Origin of the sequence: uncultured Ligilactobacillus sp. (assembly GCF_948826705.1) — a bacterium.
Classification (GTDB): Bacteria; Bacillota; Bacilli; order Lactobacillales; family Lactobacillaceae; genus Ligilactobacillus.
Window position 1 is genome coordinate 1 of record NZ_CAQLEL010000069.1, and the last position, 19987, is coordinate 19987.

The window sequence follows — 19987 nt, forward strand, 5'->3', positions numbered from 1 at the left end:
CGCATAAACTATTTTTCTATTTAAACTGTATACTTGACGGACCCCAGTGCCTCGGAATTTGAAGATGCCTTTTTACTTATTTTACAGTCAGTTTAAAAATTATAGGACTAAGTTTTTGATCAGCTTTATCGCATATTTTGTTTACAGCATGATCCCGACGGTGTAGTGGATGATCATGGTGATGATCCCCACGATCAGATTGCGTAAGATAGCGGTCTTGACCATGCCATTGCCTAATTTAGCACTTAAATAACCAGTCAGTGCGACCGAGACACAGACTGCAAAGATCGTGGCCGGCCATTGGTATTGGACTGGACTTAAAGTCATTGCTGCTAACGGGAAGATCCCACCGATCGAAGCCGAGACTAAAGACGAGAGCGCTGCATTCCACGGATCCATATATTGCCCGAGATCTAAGTTGTATTTGATGCTGATGATGGTCTCAAGGGGCTTTTTTGACATCAGATCTTGTGCGATCAAAGTGGCAGTTTGTTCACTTACACCGCGTTCGATGTAAAACATTTTGACAGTTGCTAGTTCACTTGAAAAATCAGTCTTTAATAATTGCTTTTCTTTAGCGACAGCCGCTTTTTCGGCATCTTTTTGAGTGCTGACCGAAGCGTACTCGCCGGCTGCCATCGAAAAAGCACAGGCAAGTAGATCGGAAAGTCCGGCGATAAAGATCGTGAATTGATCAGTTGTTGCCACCGCTACACTGAATAATACGCCGACCACGGTCAAGATCCCATCATTTGAGCCTAAGACCCCAGCACGTAGAGTATTGAGCCGTTCACTCATTGAACTTGTCTTTTTCATTTGCATTTACCCCCCAATAATTTTCCCGATCAAATATGTAACTGCCATCGTTAGTGTCCCCGAGATGACGTTACGGATGATACCTTGTTTTTTATCGGCTTTGCTTAAAATAGCTGCACCCCAGCCAGTCAAAGCTAAAGCGATCAAAACAGCGATAAATGTTGCTACGATCTTGATCTTTTCGGGAAACAGCGTGATCGCAAGCATTGGCAATAATGAACCGGTTGGAAATGAGACCATTGAAGCGATCGCTGCGGCATAAGGATCGATGATCTCATTGATATTTAAGCCATAGCGTTCGCGAACTGTAGTCACGAGAGGATCTTTTTGCATCATTTCTTCTGTTGCTTTTTGCGCTAGATCGGGTCTGATCCCTTGAGCTAAATATTTTTGTTTGACCATTTCAAATTCATGCTCATAGTTTAGTTTTAAGCGTGATTTTTCCTCTGCGACGGCTTGTTTCTCGGAGTCTTTTTGCGTACTGACTGAAACATATTCGCCCATCGCCATCGAAACGGTCCCAGCTAGCATACCTGCGATCCCTGAAATAAAGATCCCATAGTTGCTGGCAGAAGCCCCAGCGACCCCGACAACGATCCCGGCGACTGAAATGATCCCATCATTTGCACCCATGACACTCGCGCGTAAAATGTTGACACGCTGAGCTAAAGTTAACTTACTAGTCACAATTCATAACCTCTTTTTTTAGAATGATTCTAAATTATATTTTACCGCAGAATTTAAATTTGTAAACAAAAAAATTAAGGTACCCGAAAATATTTTATCTATATACCTATAATTATAGATCTAATGCTAATCTTTGTCTTAAGTTAACAATTTTGAGATAATTAAAAGAGATATCAGCAGGCAAAGGGGGCAGTGAAAATGAACAAGATAAGTAAGTTGATAGTAAGTCTTTTAGTTGGTCTGGGCTTATTCTTTACTGCGAGTAGTACAGCTTTAGCAGATGGTGATTATCAAATAACTGATTATGATGCAACGGCAAATGTACGTGAAGATGGCAAGATCGATCTTACCCAACGGATAACCTATGAGTTTGATGGTGATTTTAATGGGGTATATTACGACCAAAATCTGACCAAAGTTACTGATGTCAGTGACTTTGGGGTCTCGATCACCCAAAATGGTCAAACGACTCAGTTGGCTGAGAGTTCAACAGGGGAGAACAACACATTTACGCAAACAAAAACTGCGGATAATTTAAAGCTCAAAGTCTATCATAAGGTCAGTGATGATAAGATGACGGTGAATTATCACTATGTTTTGAGTGGTTTGATCACGAACTATCAAGATACGGCTGAGTTGAATTGGAAGATCCTCGGTGCGGGATGGGATGTGCGCTTGCATAATGTTAAGGTGACGCTACAATTGCCTAAAGCTCCGATCGATGACTTACAGGCTTGGACACATGGGCCTTTGACCGGCTATACCGATGTTGATCGTAAGCAAGGTAAAGTGATACTGACACTGGATGAACTTGATACCGATGAGATGTTGGAGACACATATGCTTTTCCCGACCTCAGTTACACCTAATAATTCTCAAGTATCTAATGAAAAAGCAAAAGAAAAGATCCAACGAGCCGAGGCTAAGTTGGCTAATGAAGCCAATCAAAAGCGTCAAGCTGAGGAAAAAAAGGCACAAGTCATCAAGCATATTTTCAGCGGGATCGCATTGGCTCTTTCTCTAGGTTTTATCGCGATCTTGGTGATAAACCCAGGAAATAAAAAGACTAAATTACCGTCACTCAAGCATAGCTATGAGATCCCTAAATATGCACCTGAAGTAGCTTTTGTTGTATTAAACCAAACGCTACCGAATAATCAAGCATTTAGTGCACATTTATTGGATCTTGCAGGTCAGGAGAAGTTAGAGATCGTGGAAGCTTCAGGCAAAAAAAACTATGTGATCAAGTTGAAAGATAAGACACTTTTGGAAGATGGATTGTTGCGTTTTCTCTTTAAAAATGTCGGCAATGGGACCGAATTTGATCTAAAGACCCTTAAGCAGGTAAAAAACAAGCGCAGTAGAGCTAAGGCACTTAGTCAAAAATTTGAGCAATGGGCTAAGCGGGTAAAACGGCAAGCCGACGCCTATAACTATATCGATAAAAAGACCCGTGCTTGGTGTGTTACCGTTATGCTAGGTACTTTTGTCAACTTAGGGGTCTTATTATTGTTGGGGATCATCTTTAGTGGAATGATCAGATGGATCTGTTTAGGTTTAGGGATCGTGATCATTTTATTGAGTACTAAGTATTTGCTGACACACTCGAGCTATACGCCAACAGGAGAAAGAGAGATCTATGAATTACGGTGTTTCAAAGCGATGTTAAAAGATGTTGGACGTTTTGATCTACGCGAAGTAGGAGACATTGTTTTATGGGAGCAGATCATGCCGTATGCGGTTGCATTTGGGCTAGCAAAGAAGGTCATCAAGGCCTTGAAAGCCGAGTTTAGTGTAGCCGAATTAGAGACTGGTTTTGGAATCTACTATGGCTTGTATTTTGCAGGTGATTGGAATGACAGTTTTACCTCAAGTTTTGAGCAAAGCATTGCGGCAGCCAATGTTGACTCATCGGCTAGTGGTAGTTCCGGTGGTTTCTCTGGTGGCAGTTCTGGTGGCGGTGGCGGCGGAACTGGCGGTGCATTCTAGGCACTAGTACAGTGTTGAACGTTTCAAGCAAAATCAAAGCAGTGCTAAGAAATCTTAAGGTTTTCTTAGCACTGCTTTATTATTAATTTAAGTAAAAAAACGGATAATGATGGTCAGGAATTATTGTAGCAGTTGTTCTTTGCTTAGTCAGAAAGAAAGCGTTATACTGATTAAGTAAAGTCATATTTTTAAAAGAGTATACTTTATGGAGGGGCTTATGGAACAAACATTGTATTTAATGCGCCATGGTGAAACATTATTCAACCAATTGGGTAAGATCGAAGGTTGGAGTGATTCACCACTTACCAAAAACGGTATCAAACAAGCTAAGGAAGCAAGGCAATATTTTAAAGAAGTTGATCTTTCGGCTGCTTATTGTTCAGCTTCTGAGCGCTGTTGCGATACTTTGCGTCAAGTTACATCATTACCATATATGCGTCTAAAGGGATTGAAGGAACAAAATTTTGGTCTACTTGAAGGTGAGCATAATTACCTGCAACATTTGCGCCCTTATGGTGATTTTTTTGTTAAGTACGGTGGCGAAAGTGATTTTGAAGTTCAAGAGCGGATCGTTACGACTTGTACTGAATTGATGCACCGTTCCAATGGACATACAGTCTTAGCAGTCACACATGCCAATGCGTGTTTACAATTTATCAAACGTTGGGATGACCAGCTCGAGCTCTCCAGTATCCAAAATGGTGCGATCTTTAAATATGGCTTCGATAAAGAAAATGATACGTTTGAACTGTTAGAACAGGTAAAGTTAACAGTTTAGACAAGAAAGGGTGAGCTGATTGGCTTTTAAGAAAGATTTTTTGTGGGGTGGCGCAACGGCTGCCAACCAATATGAAGGTGGCTTTGCTGAAGATGGTAAAGGTCTAAATGCAGTCGATGTTTTAACGAATGGCTCAGCGACTGAACCGCGTAAAGTTACGTGGGTACGATCTGATGGTACGACGGGAGCAACTCCACTTGAATGGGGAAGTGCTTTTGAACTGCCAGCTGGCGCAAAACCGGCGTTAGTCGATGGGTATTACTATCCAAGTCATACGGCGACAGATTTTTATCATCACTATGAAGAAGACCTTAAATTGATGGCGGAGATGGGATTTAAGTGTTATCGACTCTCACTCAATTGGTCACGGATCTTTCCAAATGGCGATGAAAAAACGCCAAATGAAGCTGGGCTAGCCTTTTATGATAAGATCTTTGACCTATGCAAACAATATGGGATGGAACCACTGGTAACTCTTTCGCACTACGAGACTCCCCTTGGACTGATCAATGATTATGGCGGTTGGAAAAACCGCAAGTTGATCAAATTCTTTGAAAATTATGTGCGGACCGTCTTTACACGCTACAAAGGCAAAGTGAAGTATTGGTTGACTTTTAATGAGATAAATGCAGTTGATCTAGCACCATATATGGGAGCAGGATTGTTGGATTCGAGTTTGCAAAGTCGGGCTCAAGCTGCACATGATCAATTTGTCGCTAGTGCTTTGGCAGTCAAGCTAGCCCATGAGATCGATAAAAATATGCAGGTCGGTATGATGTTAGCATATCAGCCTGTATATCCGTATACTTGTGATCCCGCCGATCAGATCAAGATCATGGAATACAACCAAAAGATGCTTTTTTATGCCGATGTTCAAGCAGGTGGTCGCTATCCTGACTATAAATTGAAAGAATATGAACGCGAAAGTATCAAGCTTGATATTTCACCAGAAGATCATGATCTGCTCAAAGACTATCCAGTCGATTTTGTTAGCTTTTCTTGTTATGGTTCAAATGTTTTGACGACGCATGAAAAACAAGCCGTTGATAGTGGGAATTTAGGGATCAATGGGATCAAGAATCCTTACTTAGAGACCAATGCTTGGGGCTGGGCAACTGACCCCGATTGTTTGCGGCTAGCTTTGAACGTTTTGTGGGATCGTTATCACAAACCACTTTGGATCGTAGAAAATGGTCTGGGATGGAGTGATGAATTAACAAGTGATGGTAAAATCCACGATGATTATCGCATCAAATATTTAAAGGCAAATATCCAGTCGATGAAAGATGCGGTAAACCTAGATGGCGTTGAGCTGATGGGTTACACGATGTGGGGCTGTATCGACCTTGTTTCTAACGGGACAGGTGAGATGAAGAAACGCTATGGTTTTGTCTATGTCGATCGCGATGATTTTGGCAAAGGTAGTTTGAAGCGAATTCCAAAAGATTCATTTTACTGGTACCAAAAAGTTATCGCCTCAAATGGTGAAGATCTGACGATTTAAGCAATTTCCCGGGTTATTTTTGCTATAATTAAGTGAAAATAGGGAAATGAAGTGATGCAGTGGGCAAACGAACAAATGAGTTGATGGTAGGTACTTTACCTGATGTAGCTGACTTTATTCGCGAAATGGCTGCCAATAAACAGGCGATCTTGGTCAAGGCAGCGCAAAAAAAGCGCCAGTTACAAGCTTTAACCGCTGAGGAACAAGACGATCAACATGCTAATTTCAATGCTAAAATGATCGAATTGACCCCTGAACAAAAACAAGCCTACCGAGTTCGCAATCTACAAGTAGATTATCAATTTGCGGTACGAAAATTACGGCAAGAAATGGGACTAGATCAGCCACATTTTGCATATAAAGCGGGCTTTAGCTTTGAACATTTAAAAGCGATCGAAGCAGGTGAAGTTTTGCCAACAACAGATGAATTATTACGGTTAGCTGAGATCAGTGGGCGCTCAGTCCATCTTAGATTTGATTAGAGTGAAACAAAGCCACAGATAAGATAGTCTCCACCAGAATGTGTACTTCGGTGGAGGTTATCTTATTTTTTGGCTTTTATTCGGAATTTAGTTGACTTTTATTTTTTGGATGGTATTATATTAGATAAAATTTCACTAAAAGCGAACGATGGAGGCTGTATCATGACTGAAGTGACCCGTGATTTTACGCATAACTTACCCAAAGCTGAATTACATGTACATATCGAAGGGGCCTTAGAACCCGAACTAAAACTCAAATTAGCTCAGAAGAATAACATTGATATTGGTCAAAAGACGATCGCTGAAGTAGAGGAGACTTTAAAGTATGATGATCTTGCGTCATTTTTAGCGGTCTACTACCCAGCAATGGAAGTTTTAGTGCACGAAGAAGATTTCTATGAATTAGCAATGGCTTACCTCAAAAAAGCAGCTAAAAATAATGTGCGTCATGCTGAGATCTTCTTTGACCCCCAAGCGCATACCAGTCGTGGTGTCAAATTTGAAACAGTCATCAACGGTTTATATCGTGCAACTGTAGATGCACGGGCATTAAATATTGATGCTCGTTTGATCATGTGTTTCTTGCGCGACTTATCCCGAGAATCAGCGCGTAAGACTTTACTGGAAGCTCTACCTTACAAGGATAAATTTATCGGAGTCGGACTCGATTCAGACGAACATAACAACCCACCGATGAAGTTTTTTGCGCAGTTCTGTACCGCCCAAGAGCATGGTTTACACGTTACAGCTCATGCCGATGTCGATCAGGTCAACTCGTTAGAGCATATTCGTGAGTTATTAGAAGTTATCGGAGTCGAACGGGTCGATCACGGAACTAATATTGTTGAAGATCCAGATCTAGTTGAATTTGCTGCTAAACAAGGGATTGGTTTTACTTCATGCCCACTCTCAAATGACTTTATTGCGTCTGATATGAAGGGAAAAGAAGTGCTCGAATTGTTGGCAAAAGGTGTTAAGGTCTCGATCCATTCTGATGATCCAGCCTATTTTGGTGGCTATATTGGCGATAACTATTATGCGTTAGCTCAAAAGTATGACTTAACTAAAGAGCAGATCGTGACCTTGGCTAAGAATTCATTTACCGCTTCTTGGATCAGTGAACAGCAAAAAGCTTTTTATTTAGCAGAATTAGATGAATATTTAGCAAATAACTAGACAAGATGAGTAAAATGGACTAAAAGTTGATGTGAGCATAGCTCTATCAAGAAGAGTAGTTGGCTTTTATAACTAAAAACTCGTAGTGTGCTAGTTGTGTTGAGAAGATCTGAGTACCGTTGCATTGGTCAGCACTGTGTTTTCTGATTGACAAATCAAAAGTTTAACATTATATTATAGATAATCATTCTTATCTTAATTTGATAAAGTAGTCAAAGTGCTTTATCCACATGAGAAGCTTGTCTTGGGGACAAGTTTATTTTGTGTGGAGTAGGCGCTTTTTTTATGCTTAAAGATAAATTTTACGGAGGGAAATAATGGCAAATACAGTGACTGAATTTGATACGATCGCGGCGATCGCTACCCCACCTGGGGAAGGGGCGATCTCGATCGTGCGTTTGAGTGGCGATGATGCAGTGACGATCGCTGACCAAGTATTTAAAGGCAAGGATCTGACTAAAGTTTCTAGTCATACGATCAATTATGGTCATTTTATCGATCCTAAAACCCGGGAAATAATCGATGAAGTAATGGTCTCTGTTTTGCGAGCACCTAAGACATTTACTCGTGAAGATACGATCGAGATCAATTGCCACGGTGGGATCGTGCCTACTAATAAGATCTTACAAGTCTTATTGACTAATGGTGCTCGGTTAGCTGAACCGGGGGAATTTACTAAGCGTGCCTTCTTACATGGGCGGATCGATCTGGCGCAAGCTGAATCAGTGATGGATCTGATCCGAGCTAAGACTGATCGCTCGATGAAAGCGGCGTTGAACCAACTTGATGGAGATCTTTCGCACTTGATCAAGAATTTGCGGCAAGAGATCTTGGATGTATTGGCCCAAGTCGAAGTCAACATTGACTATCCTGAATATGATGATGTTGAAGAGATGACTTCTAAGATGTTGCGTGAAAAAGCGCTCGATGTTTGTGCCAAGATCGAACAGCTTTTAGTCACAGCGCGTCAAGGAAAGATCTTGCGTGAAGGGCTAGCTACTGCTTTAGTTGGACGGCCTAATGTCGGAAAATCCAGCTTATTGAATCACTTGTTGCATGAAGAAAAAGCGATCGTAACTGATATTGCAGGGACGACACGTGATGTGATCGAAGAATATGTCAATGTCAGAGGCGTACCATTGAAATTAGTCGATACCGCTGGGATCCGTGAGACTGATGATATGGTCGAAAAGATCGGGGTGGAGCGTTCACGTCAAGCGATCGATCGCTCAGATCTGGTGATGTTGTTGTTAAATGCTAGTGAGCCTTTGACCACCGAAGATATCGAGTTATTGCAACTGACTCAAGATAAAAAACGGATCATCGTCTTGAATAAGATGGATCTTGAACCAAAAATCGATCTTAATGAGTTATATCGATATGTTGATAAAGCTGAAGTTCTCAAGACCTCGGTGCTAAAAAATGAAGGGATCAGCGAATTAGAAGAACATATCGCTGCACTTTTCTATGGTGGAATCGAAAATTCGCAGACGACAGTTTTAGTGACCAATGCACGCCATATTGCTTTGTTAGAACAAGCTAAGGCATCTTTGGGATCAGTTTTAACTGGTTTGGACCAAGAGTTGCCAGTTGATCTGGTCCAGATCGATATGACACGTGCTTGGGAACTTTTAGGTGAGATCACAGGTGATAGTTACCAAGATGAGTTATTAGACCAGTTATTCAGTCAATTCTGTTTAGGAAAATAAGGGAGAATTTATGCAATTTGGAGAAAAATATAAGGCAAAAGATTATGATGTGATCGTAGTAGGGGCTGGACATGCGGGGTGTGAGGCAGCTTTAGCTTCAGCGCGTATGGGTAATGAGACCCTTTTGATCACGATCAATTTAGAAATGGTGGCATTTATGCCATGTAATCCTTCGATCGGTGGCCCAGCTAAGGGGATCGTTGTGCGTGAAGTCGATGCACTCGGTGGTGAAATGGGTAAAAATATCGATAAAACTTACGTGCAGATGCGGATGCTAAATACTGGTAAAGGTCCAGCTGTTCGAGCTTTACGGGCTCAAGCCGATAAGAGTCGCTATTCGATCGAAATGAAGCATACGTTGGAAAATCAACCACATTTGACTTTGCGCCAAGGGATCGTTGATGATCTGATCGTTGAAGATGGTGAAGTCAAAGGTGTTGTGACTAACACGGGAGCTTGCTACGGTGCTAAGGCCGTTGTCTTAACAACTGGGACTTCAGCACGTGGTAAGATCATCATTGGTGAATTGATGTATTCTTCCGGACCTAACAATACGCAAGCTGCGATCGAATTATCTAAGAATCTAGAACGTCTAGGTTTTGAACTCAAGCGTTTCAAGACCGGTACACCGCCACGAGTAGATGGAAACACGATCGATCATTCTAAAACTGAGGAACAACCAGGTGATGTAGAGCCACATTTATTCAGTTATGAAAGCGACGATGCCAACTATCTAGATGTAAAACAACAGTTGTCTTGTTGGTTGACGTATACGCAAGAGATGACACACAAGATCATTCGTGATAATCTCGACCGAGCACCGATGTTTTCCGGTGTGATCGAAGGGGTCGGCCCACGCTATTGTCCTTCGATCGAAGACAAGATCGTCCGTTTTGCTGATAAACCACGGCATCAGTTATTTATCGAACCAGAAGGCCGTGATACCGATGAATTCTATATCCAAGGGCTGTCAACTTCTTTACCAGAAGATGTGCAACAACAAATGGTCCATTCGATCCCAGGCTTAGAGAAAGCTGAGATGATGCGCCCAGGTTATGCGATCGAATACGATATCGTTTCACCATACCAGTTACGTCCAACACTTGAGACCAAGTTGATCAAAGGCCTATACACTGCTGGACAGACTAATGGGACTTCAGGTTATGAAGAAGCAGCTGGCCAAGGGTTGATCGCAGGGATCAATGCGGGGCGTCATGCTTTAGGTAAAGAAGAGATCGTCTTGAAGCGTAGTGATGCTTATATTGGAGTCATGATCGATGACCTAGTAACTAAGGGAACAAATGAACCTTATCGTTTGTTGACGAGTCGGGCAGAATACCGCTTGATCTTGCGCCATGATAATGCCGATCTGCGTTTAACAGAACTTGGTCATGATATCGGCTTGATCTCAGATGAACGTTTGGCAGCTTTTGAAGCTAAGAAAGCTGAGATCGTAGCTGAAAAAGAACGGTTATCCAAGATTCGCATCAAGCCGTCACCAGAAGTAGATGCGTATTTAGAAGCTCATGGCGATCGTCCTTTGAAAGATGGGGTCTTAGCAAGTGATTTCTTGCGTCGTCCATATGTGACCTATGCTGATCTGATGCAATTTATCCCAGCTGCACCAAAAGACCTTGATCGGCGCGTAATCGAGCAGATCGAGATCCAATACAAATATGAAGGCTACATCAAGAAAGCCTATGAGAAAGTTGAAAAATTGAAGCGAATGGAAGCTAAGAAGATCCCAGAAAATATTGATTATATGGCGATCGAAGGCTTAGCTACTGAAGCCAAACAAAAATTAGTCAAGATACAACCTGAGACCTTGGCTCAAGCAAGTCGTATCAGTGGTGTCAATCCTGCTGACTTGTCGATCTTAGCCGTGTATATCGAACAAGGCAAGATCGCCAAGGTGAAAGATCAAACAGTATCTTAATGATTTTATATTGCGCCTAGATCTGGTATGGTCTAGGTACTGTTAAAAAGAGAAAGGGCACTTACTTATTATGGAAACTTGGTTATTTTTACTGCTGATCTTGGCAGTTTCGTTTTTTGGTAAAAACAATTCTTTGATCATTGCAACTTTGGTCGTCATGGCGATCAAGTTGATCCCAGCGTTATCTGAAAAGTGGTTCCCTGTGATCCAAGCCAAGGGGATCAATTGGGGCGTTACGATCATTTCAGTTGCGATCTTGATCCCGATCGCGACCGGACAGATCACTTTTAAAGACCTGCTCGATGCTTTCAAGATGCCAGCTGGTTGGATCGCTGTTGGTTGTGGGATCTTAGTTGCGATCTTATCGCGCTATGGTGTCGATCAACTGGCGGCTACTCCCCAGGTGACAGTTGCTTTAGTCTTTGGGACGATCTTAGGTGTCGTCTTTTTACGAGGTGTGGCCGCTGGACCTGTGATCGCAAGTGGAATGACCTTTGTGATCATCAGTTTACTTGGACTTAGTTTTAAATAGATACAAAAATTCCCGCCAAAATTGGTGGGAATTTTTTAGTGTTATTGTTCGTTGAAATATTCTGTGATCTGTTTTATCTCAGTAGGCGTAGTCGTACAGCAACCACCGATGATGTTTGCCCCGGCTTGATGCCATTTAGCAGCAGCTTGTTTAAAATCGATCTTTTGTGTTAGTTCTTGCCATGTTTTAGTATTTGGATCATAAACAGAACCTGAATTAGGATAAACGATGATCTGCTTAGTGGTCGCTTGTCTGATCGTTTTGAGAGCTTTTTCGACAAGTTTTGGGGCGATACAATTGATCCCGACCGCAAAAACTTGTGGATATTTGGAAACTTCTTTAATAGCGCGAGAAAGTTTTGTCCCATCGCTCAAGGTCTGTTCATCACGTAAGGTAAAAGACACGTAAACAGGCATTGTGGGAGCGTATTTACTGAGCCATTTTAGCAATGTCACTGGTTCAAAGAGTTTTGGCTGCGTTTCTAAAGCGATGCAATCTGGTTCTTGTTCCAAAATTGTCTGTAGACGTGGGAGATGAAAATCCAGATACTGTGCTTCGTTTAATAAGTAATCGCCACGATACTCACTACCATCGGCTAGATAAGCGCCATAAGGTCCGATCGTGCCTGCGACCAGCCCGTGTTTACCAGTCTGTTTTTCATAGTCATCACGGGCTTTTTTGGCGACTAAAACGCCCATTGCGATAAATTTTTGGGCTTGGTTGCGGGTGTAGCCTAGTTTTTCAAAGGCATAGATATTTGCTTGATAAGTATCGGTCAAGACCATTTGTGCTCCAGCTTCAAAATATTTGAAATGAACGTCATAGACGATATCGATATCATCGATCAAAGCTTTTGCTGTCCACAATTTATTGTTAGTATCAAGTCCATGTTGCTCTAAAGCACTTGACATAGCGCCATCGAGAACGTGTAGCTGTTTAAAAATTTGGTCATCCATAAAAGTGTCCCTTTCTAAATTGAATTATGTTATAATCTTATTTAATATTTTATCATTTTTTCATTTTAATGTAATCTTTTGGGCAGGGGGATCAATAATGGCATATAAGACACATTTAAAACGCAAGATGCAAGCACGACACATCCAAATGATATCATTAGGCGGCGTGATCGGGACAGGACTTTTTTTGAGTTCGGGCTACACGATCCATGAAGCAGGACCGATCGGAACGATAATTGCTTATCTGATCGGAGCGCTACTTTGTCTCTTAGTAATGTTGTGTCTAGGTGAACTTAGTGTGGCAATGCCTTATACTGGTGCTTTTCATGTCTATGCGAAGCGTTATATCGGACCAGCTACAGGACTTTTAGTTGCTATTTTATATTGGTTGACTTGGACGATCGCTTTAGGTTCAGAATTTACAGCAGCTGGTCTGATCATGCAAAAATGGTTTCCTAATACTCCAGTCTGGCTTTGGAGTTTGGTATTTATCATTTTGATCTTTTTGACCAACGTCTTTTCAGTTCGAGTCTTTGCAGAAAGTGAGTATTATTTTTCTTTGATCAAAGTGCTAGCGATCGTTATTTTTATCATTTTAGGTAGTTTAGCGATCATTGGTGTATTGCCGTATGCAGGGTCCAGTCATGCTCTAGGGTTGAGTAATTTGACGAAAAACGGTTGGTTTCCCAATGGTTTTGGGGGAGTTTTTACCACAATGTTGACGGTCAACTTTGCTTTTTCTGGGACAGAGCTCATTGCGATCACAGCAGGAGAGGCTAAAGACCCTGAAAAGACGATCCCAAAAGCGATCCACACGACATTATTGCGTTTGGCCTTGTTTTTTATTGGAAGTATCGTAGTCATGGCGGCACTGATTCCCTATCAAGTAGCAGGGGTGACGCAAAGTCCGTTTGTCTACGTGCTCGGGCAGCTCGGGGTACCTTATGTTGCCGATCTGATGAACTTTGTTGTCTTAACGGCGATCATTTCAGCCGCTAATTCTGGTTTGTATGCTTCGACGCGGATGTTATGGTCATTGGGAAATGAAAAGACACTTTCGCCGATCTTTACTAAGACCTCTCAAAAAGGTGTTCCAGTGGTCGCGCTTTGTGCTAGTATGATCAGGGCGATCTTGGCATTGATCTCAAGTGTAGTTGCGGCTGATACTGTTTATTTAGTCTTGGTCTCGATCTCTGGGCTAGCAGTCGTTATCGTCTGGATGGTGATCGCTTTAGCACAGATCAGATTTCGCAAAGCCTTTTTAGCTAGTGGACATAAACTGACTGAACTTGAATATAGGACCCCATTTTTCCCCGTAGTTCCTTGGGCTACGTTTATTTTGAGCGGTGCTTCATGTTTGTTGATCTGGTTTGATACCAAACAAAGAGTGGCGCTATATTGGACCTTACCGTTTGTTATCTTGTGTTATCTCGGGCATTATCTATGGCAAAAGCTCAAATAAAAAGCTCCTGCATTTTTTGCAGGAGCTTTTTATAGGTTCTTTACATAATTACAGAGGCATTTAAAGCAAGGTGTGATCAGATCTATTCTTCGACTAATTCAGGGAGATCACTGCGTCGGATGAAGTGAACTAAGAGTCCAACGACTAAGCCGACCAATGCTGGGACGACCCATGACATTCCGATCCCTGCTAGTGGTAAGTAAGCCCGTAGATCAGCAACTGTGAGTCCAAAAGCACTTTGGCTAACAACTTTTGGAAAAGCAACGATCATATCAAAGAAAGCAGGAACGACCGTGCAAACTACCACGGCTAGATAAACGACCCCATCACGTTTGAAGAGTGGTGAAAAGACTGAAAGCAAGATCAAGACCATTGAAAGTGGGTAAAGAAACATCAACATCGGATTGGACCAAGCGATGATCGTTTCAAGCCCAAAGTTAGCCGTCAAAAATGATGCAAAACAGCTCAAGAAAAGCCATACATGGTAACTGACCTTTGGAAAATGATTATGGAAATCTTGGGCAAAAGCAGCGACCAAACCAACAGCAGTCGTCAAACAGGTGACTGTTAAAAGCGTAGCTAACACTGCTTGTCCGACTGAACCAGCATAAGCTGTAACGATCTGAGAAAAAGCAGTGCCACCTTCTTCAGAAAGTTTGAAGCGTCCTAAAGACATCGCACCCAAAACGATCAAAAGTAAGTAGATCAAAGCGACCGAACCCATGGAGAAAAAGCCTGCTTTAGCGGTCACGAGCGAAACGCTCTTTGGATCGCGGTAACCCATTTGTTTGATCGCAGTTACGACGGTGATCCCAAAGGCTAGACCAGCTAATGCATCCATCGTGTTATAGCCCTCTAAAAAGCCATTTGTCAATGCGCTTGAAAATGAAGTATAGACTTCAGTTACCGGTGCATTTGTCGTATGACCTAATGGATTAGCAAAGGCAACGACAAAGACCAGTGTCAAAAGGCTTAAGAAAAGGGGATTTAGGACTTTACCGACATTAGACAAGATGTCGTTTTCTTTATAAGAAAAGCCAAAAGCTGCTGCAAAAAATAATGCTGAAAATAAGAGCAATCCCCAGTGGTTATCAGCCCCTAAAAATGGTTGTAAACCCACGGAATATGCAACCGTTGCTGTTCTAGGTGTACCAAAAAGGGGGCCGATCGTAGCGTGGATCAAGACCATAAAGACAAGAGCAAATCCTGTCCCTAATGGGAGCCCAACATCATAGACCCCATCGGCTTTAACGATGGCGATCGCTAAGACTGAGAGCAAGGGCAACAAGACTCCAGTTACGAGAAAGCCTAAGGTCGCTGGGACCCAGTTATGGCCAGCTAATTGACCTAAATGTAGTGGGAAGATCAAATTGCCAGCTCCAAAGAAGAGCCCAAATAATAATGAGCTGACGACGGCATAATCTTTAAATGACATCTTACTTTTTGTTTTTTTCATAATCCAAACTCCTTTTTTTAGTCGCAAAAAATATCAGAACTAAAAGAAAAAGGCGTCCTTAGACTAATTACTTAGTCCAAGGACGCCTGTAGAGCGTGGTACCACCTTGCTTCATGAACGCCTCGCTACGTTCACCTTTCACATACGGCCCGTACCTAGAATAAAGGGCGATATGCTAACACTGTAATGGGTGTACCCAGAGTATCTACTAGAAGTTCGTTCGATACAACGCTCGAAAGTGATTTTTCATCGTAAGGCTGACCTGCTCTCTTTCACCGACCAGAGCTCGCTTTTAGGTGCACATACGATTACTTGTCTTTCTCATTGCGTTCGCTGATATTTATTGTTGAACTAAATTTACAACCTTTTTTTGGTAATGTCAACACTTTTTTTAAAGAAAATAAGTTAGCGCCAAAAATGCGTTTATAAAAAAAACATTCTCCAATAATCTTTTTCTAATGTTTGGTGCTAGTACTAGATAATAAAGGGACAAGTAAATGTTTTTAGTTTTGATTTGATAAGTTCGCTTCATATTGCAATTATAACCCTAATAATGGCCGTTTTAAAAAATGAAAACTTTTAGTAAATTAGTTATTGACAAAAGTAAAAATTATAAATAGAATTGGTAAAAAATTCACTCGTGATAAATTAGGGGGCGAGATATTGCTATTAGAGATCAAAAATGTAAGCACAGCTTTCAAAGTTGAGGGCCAATATTATAACGCGCTTGATGATGTTAGCTTAGAAGTAAATGAAAATGAAGTGTTAGCGATCGTTGGTGAGTCTGGTTGCGGTAAAAGTACTTTAGCAACGAGTATTATTGGCTTACACGACGAAAAACAAGTACAAATGACAGGAAGCATCAAATATCGGGGAAATGAACTTGTTGGTGCGAAACGTGAGCAACTACAAAAAATCAGAGGAAAGCAGATCGGAATGATCTTTCAAGATCCGCTGTCCTCGTTGAATCCGTTGATGCGGATCGAGGATCAGGTAAAAGAGAGTCTAGATCTACATACTGAGATGTCAGAGGAACAAAAAAATGCACGGGTACTCGAATTACTACAACAAGTAGGGCTAGAAAAACCAGAATTAGTCGCACGTCAGTATCCGCATGAATTATCAGGTGGGATGAGGCAACGAGTGGGGATCGCTATCGCCATCGCTTGTAAACCAGATCTGATCATTGCAGATGAACCGACCACAGCTTTAGATGTTACGATCCAAGCCCAGATCTTGGATCTATTATTAGCGATCCAAACTGAGAACCATGCGGGGATCATTTTGATCACTCATGATCTAGGAGTCGTAGCTGAGGTGGCTGATCGTGTTGCTGTGATGTATGCGGGTCAGGTCGTTGAGTTGGGGAGTACTAAGCAGATCTTTACTGAACCTAAGCATCCATATACGCGTTCGTTATTACGTTCTATGCCACAGTCAGATGATAAGCAAGAAGAACTCTATGTGATTGAGGGAATGGTCCCATCGTTAAAAAATATGGAGCATAGCGGTTGTCGTTTTGCTAAACGTATTCCTTGGATAGCAGAAAAAGAACATGAAAGTCAGCCTCAAATGCATCAAGTGGCGCTTGGTCATTTTGTTCGTTGTATTTGTTGGCGCGGATTTGAGTTTCCAGATGAAGAAAAATAGAGGAGGTAGCTAATGGATGAATTGCTAAAAGTAAAAGATCTACGGGTCTATTATCCGGTGCGTTCGGGTTTTTTTAACCATGTAACAGATCATGTATATGCCGTTGATGGAGTGACATTTACGATCAAACAAGGTCAAAGTTATGGGGTGATCGGTGAGTCAGGTTCGGGGAAATCTACGATCGGTCAAGCGTTAGTTGGTTTGGTAGAAGCAACTTCAGGGGAGATCACTTATCGAGGTAAGGATGTCACTGATAAACATGTCAGAAAGAAAATGAAATATAACAAAGATGTCCAGATGATCTTTCAAGATTCGCTTTCAAGTTTGAATCCTAAGAAAAAAGTCATCGATATCATTGGCGAACCCTTGAAAAATTTTGAAAAATTATCACGTTCTCAGTTAAGAAACAGAGTGCTTGAATTAATGAAGACAGTTGGTTTGGACGAAGAATCACTTTATAAATATCCATATCAATTTTCTGGAGGACAACGCCAGCGGATCGGGGTCGCTCGTGCGGTAGCTACTAAGCCTAAGTTGATCATTGCAGATGAACCTGTTTCAGCTCTAGACCTTTCAGTCCAAGCCCAAGTTTTGAACTACATGAAAGCGATCCAAAAAAAGTATGGGGTAGCATTTTTATTTATCTCACATGATCTAGGTGTAGTACATCATATGTGTGATAATTTAGCTATCATGCATCGGGGGCGTTTTGTTGAAGTTGGTACTCGTGAAGATATCTACCAAGACCCTCTACATATCTACACTAAAAGGTTATTGGCAGCAATTCCACGGACAGATGTAGAACAACGTACAAAATATCGGCAACAAAGGCAATTGCTCGAAGCAGAATATAATGCTCAAAAAGTAAATTATTATGATGAAGATGGCCGAGTTTACCCCTTAGAAGAAGTGACTTCGACCCACTTAGTTGCACTGAAAAAAGAATAGATATCAAAAAGGGGAAGTGATGATATGTGGAAGACTATTTTAAGACGTGTTTTATTGATGATCCCGGAATTGGTCATCTTGAGTGTCGTGATCTTTTTATTGGCTAAACTCATGCCAGGTGACCCATTTACTGGAATGGTCACCCCGCAGACCTCACCTAAAGCGATCGAAGCTTTACGTATCAAAGCGGGGGTCTATGATCCATGGTATGTTCAATACTGGCACTGGATCGTGCGGATGTTTCATGGCGATTTAGGCATGAGCTATCAGTTTAAAACACCAGTTGGAAGTTTGATCTTATCGCGTATGGGCAATACGATCTGGTTATCTTTATTGACTTTGATCCTAAGTTATACTTTAGCGATCCCACTAGGGTTAGTTGCTGGGCGATATGAAAATTCTAAGTTGGACAAGGCGATCATGATCTATACTTTTGTTGCTTATGCGATCCCAGCTTTTGTCTTTTATATGTTAGGGATTTGGCTTTTTGGATATAAATTACAACTCTTTCCGACATCTGGTTCAGTTTCTGTTGATGCGATCGGGACAGTCAGCTATTTATTGAGTCGTTTGGACCATATGATCTTGCCTGCATGTTTGATGGCTTTGCTCAGTGTGACTACAGTTGTGCAATATCTACGAAGTGAGGTCATTGATAATAAAAATCAAGATTATGTCAAGACAGCCCGAGCAAAAGGTGTGCCTGAAAAACAGATCTTTACACGCCATATTTTTAGGAACTCACTCCTACCGATCGCAGCATTTTTAGGCTATTCGATCACAGGGCTTCTTGGGGGCTCGATCTTTATCGAACAGATCTTCAATTATCCAGGTATGGGACTTTTGTTTATGGATTCGATCTTGAATCGTGACTATTCCGTGATCACGGCTTTAGTCTTATTGTATGGGACTTTGACTTTGATCGGCTCGCTTTTATCAGATATCATTTTGAGTTTGGTCGATCCACGAGTCCGGATCGGATAATGGGGGAAAGAATATGAAAAAAACATCTAATTTTTCGATGATCGTACGTGAATTCAAACAAGACAAAGGAGCAACTTTTTTCGTATTTTTATTGACTATGTTAGTCTTAGCTATTTACGGTTATGCTGCTTTTTTGGATACAAAACAAGTGATGCATGTTGATATTTTAAATAGTTATATCCATCCCGGTAAAGAGGGGCATCTTCTAGGGACTGATCAAGGGGGACGTGATGTTTTAAAATATCTCGTCTTAGGAGCGCGTAACTCGCTTAATATCGGTTTAGCGATCACTTTGATCGTTGAAGTGATCGGGATCGCATTTGGGCTAGTTGCTGGATATTATGGTGGATTAGTTGACAATATCTTGATGCGCTTTTTGGATTTTATGATGTTGTTACCCATGTTGATGTTAGTGATCGTTATCGTTTCGATTATTCCTAATTATACTATGTTGGACTTTGTATTAGTCATCTCCGCTTTTTTATGGGTCGGAACTGCTCGACTCATTCGTTCAAAAGCACTTGCTGAAGCACATAAAGAGTATGTCTACGCTGCTGCAACTTCTGGGAGTAATGCTCTAAAAATCATGGTGTTTGATATTTTACCTAATATCAGCTCTCTTATCATCGTTGATCTGATCTTGAGCTTGACTTCAAATATCGGGATCGAAGTTGGTCTGAGTTTCTTAGGATTTGGGTTGCCAGATTCGGTTCCAAGTTTAGGGGTGATGATCGGCTTGGCTCAAGATCCTGATGTTATGACAGGCGAACCGTGGGTCTGGATGCCAGCTTCATTATTGATCTTAGTATTATGTGTGGGCATCAGTTATGTTGGTAATGTTGTACGGCGGGCTTTTGATGCTCGCCAGCGTCTAGGATAAGGAGTGGTCAAGTATGGGGAAAAAGCAACTATTTGTTCAAAC

The 19987-nt window shown here is 41.6% G+C and carries 17 protein-coding genes and 1 other annotated feature; of the genes, 13 read left to right on the forward strand and 4 right to left on the reverse strand.

Annotation, left to right across the window (positions count from 1 at the left end; translation table 11 throughout):
• Nucleotides 1–141: 141 nt before the first annotated feature.
• The gene (locus Q9Q35_RS04080; protein WP_304652249.1) at nucleotides 142–816 is read right to left on the reverse strand and encodes a VIT family protein; all 675 of its coding nucleotides are present in this window, start codon (nucleotides 814–816) and stop codon (nucleotides 142–144) included.
• 6 nt (nucleotides 817–822) lie between these two features.
• Nucleotides 823–1503 carry a VIT family protein gene (locus Q9Q35_RS04085; RefSeq protein WP_304652250.1) on the reverse strand — a complete coding sequence of 227 codons (681 nt, stop codon included), beginning with the start codon at nucleotides 1501–1503 and terminating at the stop codon, nucleotides 823–825.
• 198 nt (nucleotides 1504–1701) lie between these two features.
• Here Q9Q35_RS04085 and Q9Q35_RS04090 point away from each other — a divergent pair, with 198 nt between their 5' ends.
• The 8 genes from Q9Q35_RS04090 (at nucleotide 1702) to Q9Q35_RS04125 (ending at nucleotide 11609) form a co-directional block, all read left to right on the forward strand.
• Entirely contained in the window at nucleotides 1702–3492 is a 1791-nt protein-coding gene (locus Q9Q35_RS04090; RefSeq protein WP_304652251.1) for a DUF2207 domain-containing protein, read from the forward strand.
• Nucleotides 3493–3709: 217 nt separating this feature from the next.
• On the forward strand, nucleotides 3710–4270 hold the full coding sequence (locus Q9Q35_RS04095) for a histidine phosphatase family protein (protein ID WP_304652252.1): 561 nt from the start codon (nucleotides 3710–3712) through the stop codon (nucleotides 4268–4270).
• Nucleotides 4271–4289: 19 nt separating this feature from the next.
• Entirely contained in the window at nucleotides 4290–5774 is a 1485-nt protein-coding gene (locus tag Q9Q35_RS04100) for a family 1 glycosylhydrolase (RefSeq protein ID WP_304652253.1), read from the forward strand.
• Between the two features lie 59 nt (nucleotides 5775–5833).
• Entirely contained in the window at nucleotides 5834–6256 is a 423-nt protein-coding gene (locus Q9Q35_RS04105) for a helix-turn-helix transcriptional regulator (RefSeq protein ID WP_304652254.1), read from the forward strand.
• Between the two features lie 162 nt (nucleotides 6257–6418).
• Nucleotides 6419–7432 (forward strand): adenosine deaminase, encoded by a 1014-nt coding sequence (add, locus tag Q9Q35_RS04110; protein WP_304652255.1) that lies wholly within the window; start codon nucleotides 6419–6421, stop codon nucleotides 7430–7432.
• A 317-nt stretch (nucleotides 7433–7749) separates the two neighbouring features.
• The gene (mnmE, locus tag Q9Q35_RS04115) at nucleotides 7750–9141 is read left to right on the forward strand and encodes a tRNA uridine-5-carboxymethylaminomethyl(34) synthesis GTPase MnmE (protein WP_304652256.1); all 1392 of its coding nucleotides are present in this window, start codon (nucleotides 7750–7752) and stop codon (nucleotides 9139–9141) included.
• Nucleotides 9142–9151: 10 nt separating this feature from the next.
• The gene (gene mnmG, locus Q9Q35_RS04120; protein WP_304652257.1) at nucleotides 9152–11077 is read left to right on the forward strand and encodes a tRNA uridine-5-carboxymethylaminomethyl(34) synthesis enzyme MnmG; all 1926 of its coding nucleotides are present in this window, start codon (nucleotides 9152–9154) and stop codon (nucleotides 11075–11077) included.
• A gap of 70 nt (nucleotides 11078–11147) precedes the next feature.
• Nucleotides 11148–11609 carry a DUF441 domain-containing protein gene (locus Q9Q35_RS04125; RefSeq protein WP_304652258.1) on the forward strand — a complete coding sequence of 154 codons (462 nt, stop codon included), beginning with the start codon at nucleotides 11148–11150 and terminating at the stop codon, nucleotides 11607–11609.
• Between the two features lie 41 nt (nucleotides 11610–11650).
• Here Q9Q35_RS04125 and mmuM read toward each other — a convergent pair whose 3' ends face one another.
• Nucleotides 11651–12565, reverse strand: coding sequence for a homocysteine S-methyltransferase (gene mmuM / locus Q9Q35_RS04130; RefSeq protein ID WP_304652259.1), 915 nt, complete (start codon nucleotides 12563–12565; stop codon nucleotides 11651–11653).
• A gap of 97 nt (nucleotides 12566–12662) precedes the next feature.
• On the opposite strand from mmuM, the gene Q9Q35_RS04135 reads away from it, so the two are divergent.
• Nucleotides 12663–14027 (forward strand): amino acid permease, encoded by a 1365-nt coding sequence (locus tag Q9Q35_RS04135; protein ID WP_304652260.1) that lies wholly within the window; start codon nucleotides 12663–12665, stop codon nucleotides 14025–14027.
• An 82-nt stretch (nucleotides 14028–14109) separates the two neighbouring features.
• Here Q9Q35_RS04135 and brnQ read toward each other — a convergent pair whose 3' ends face one another.
• Nucleotides 14110–15483, reverse strand: coding sequence for a branched-chain amino acid transport system II carrier protein (gene brnQ, locus Q9Q35_RS04140; RefSeq protein WP_304652261.1), 1374 nt, complete (start codon nucleotides 15481–15483; stop codon nucleotides 14110–14112).
• Between the two features lie 75 nt (nucleotides 15484–15558).
• Nucleotides 15559–15817, reverse strand: a binding site (T-box leader).
• A 329-nt stretch (nucleotides 15818–16146) separates the two neighbouring features.
• On the opposite strand from brnQ, the gene Q9Q35_RS04145 reads away from it, so the two are divergent.
• The 4 genes from Q9Q35_RS04145 to Q9Q35_RS04160 are packed head-to-tail and all read left to right on the forward strand — an operon-like array spanning nucleotide 16147 to nucleotide 19945.
• The gene (locus Q9Q35_RS04145; RefSeq protein ID WP_304652262.1) at nucleotides 16147–17133 is read left to right on the forward strand and encodes an ABC transporter ATP-binding protein; all 987 of its coding nucleotides are present in this window, start codon (nucleotides 16147–16149) and stop codon (nucleotides 17131–17133) included.
• Nucleotides 17134–17145: 12 nt separating this feature from the next.
• Complete coding sequence (locus Q9Q35_RS04150; RefSeq protein WP_304652263.1) at nucleotides 17146–18081, forward strand: ATP-binding cassette domain-containing protein; 936 nt, start codon at nucleotides 17146–17148, stop codon at nucleotides 18079–18081.
• 24 nt (nucleotides 18082–18105) lie between these two features.
• Nucleotides 18106–19065, forward strand: a complete 960-nt coding sequence (opp4B, locus tag Q9Q35_RS04155) for an oligopeptide ABC transporter permease (RefSeq protein ID WP_304652264.1) — start codon at nucleotides 18106–18108, stop codon at nucleotides 19063–19065.
• Nucleotides 19066–19078: 13 nt separating this feature from the next.
• Nucleotides 19079–19945 carry an ABC transporter permease gene (locus Q9Q35_RS04160; RefSeq protein WP_304652265.1) on the forward strand — a complete coding sequence of 289 codons (867 nt, stop codon included), beginning with the start codon at nucleotides 19079–19081 and terminating at the stop codon, nucleotides 19943–19945.
• Nucleotides 19946–19987 lie beyond the last annotated feature (42 nt).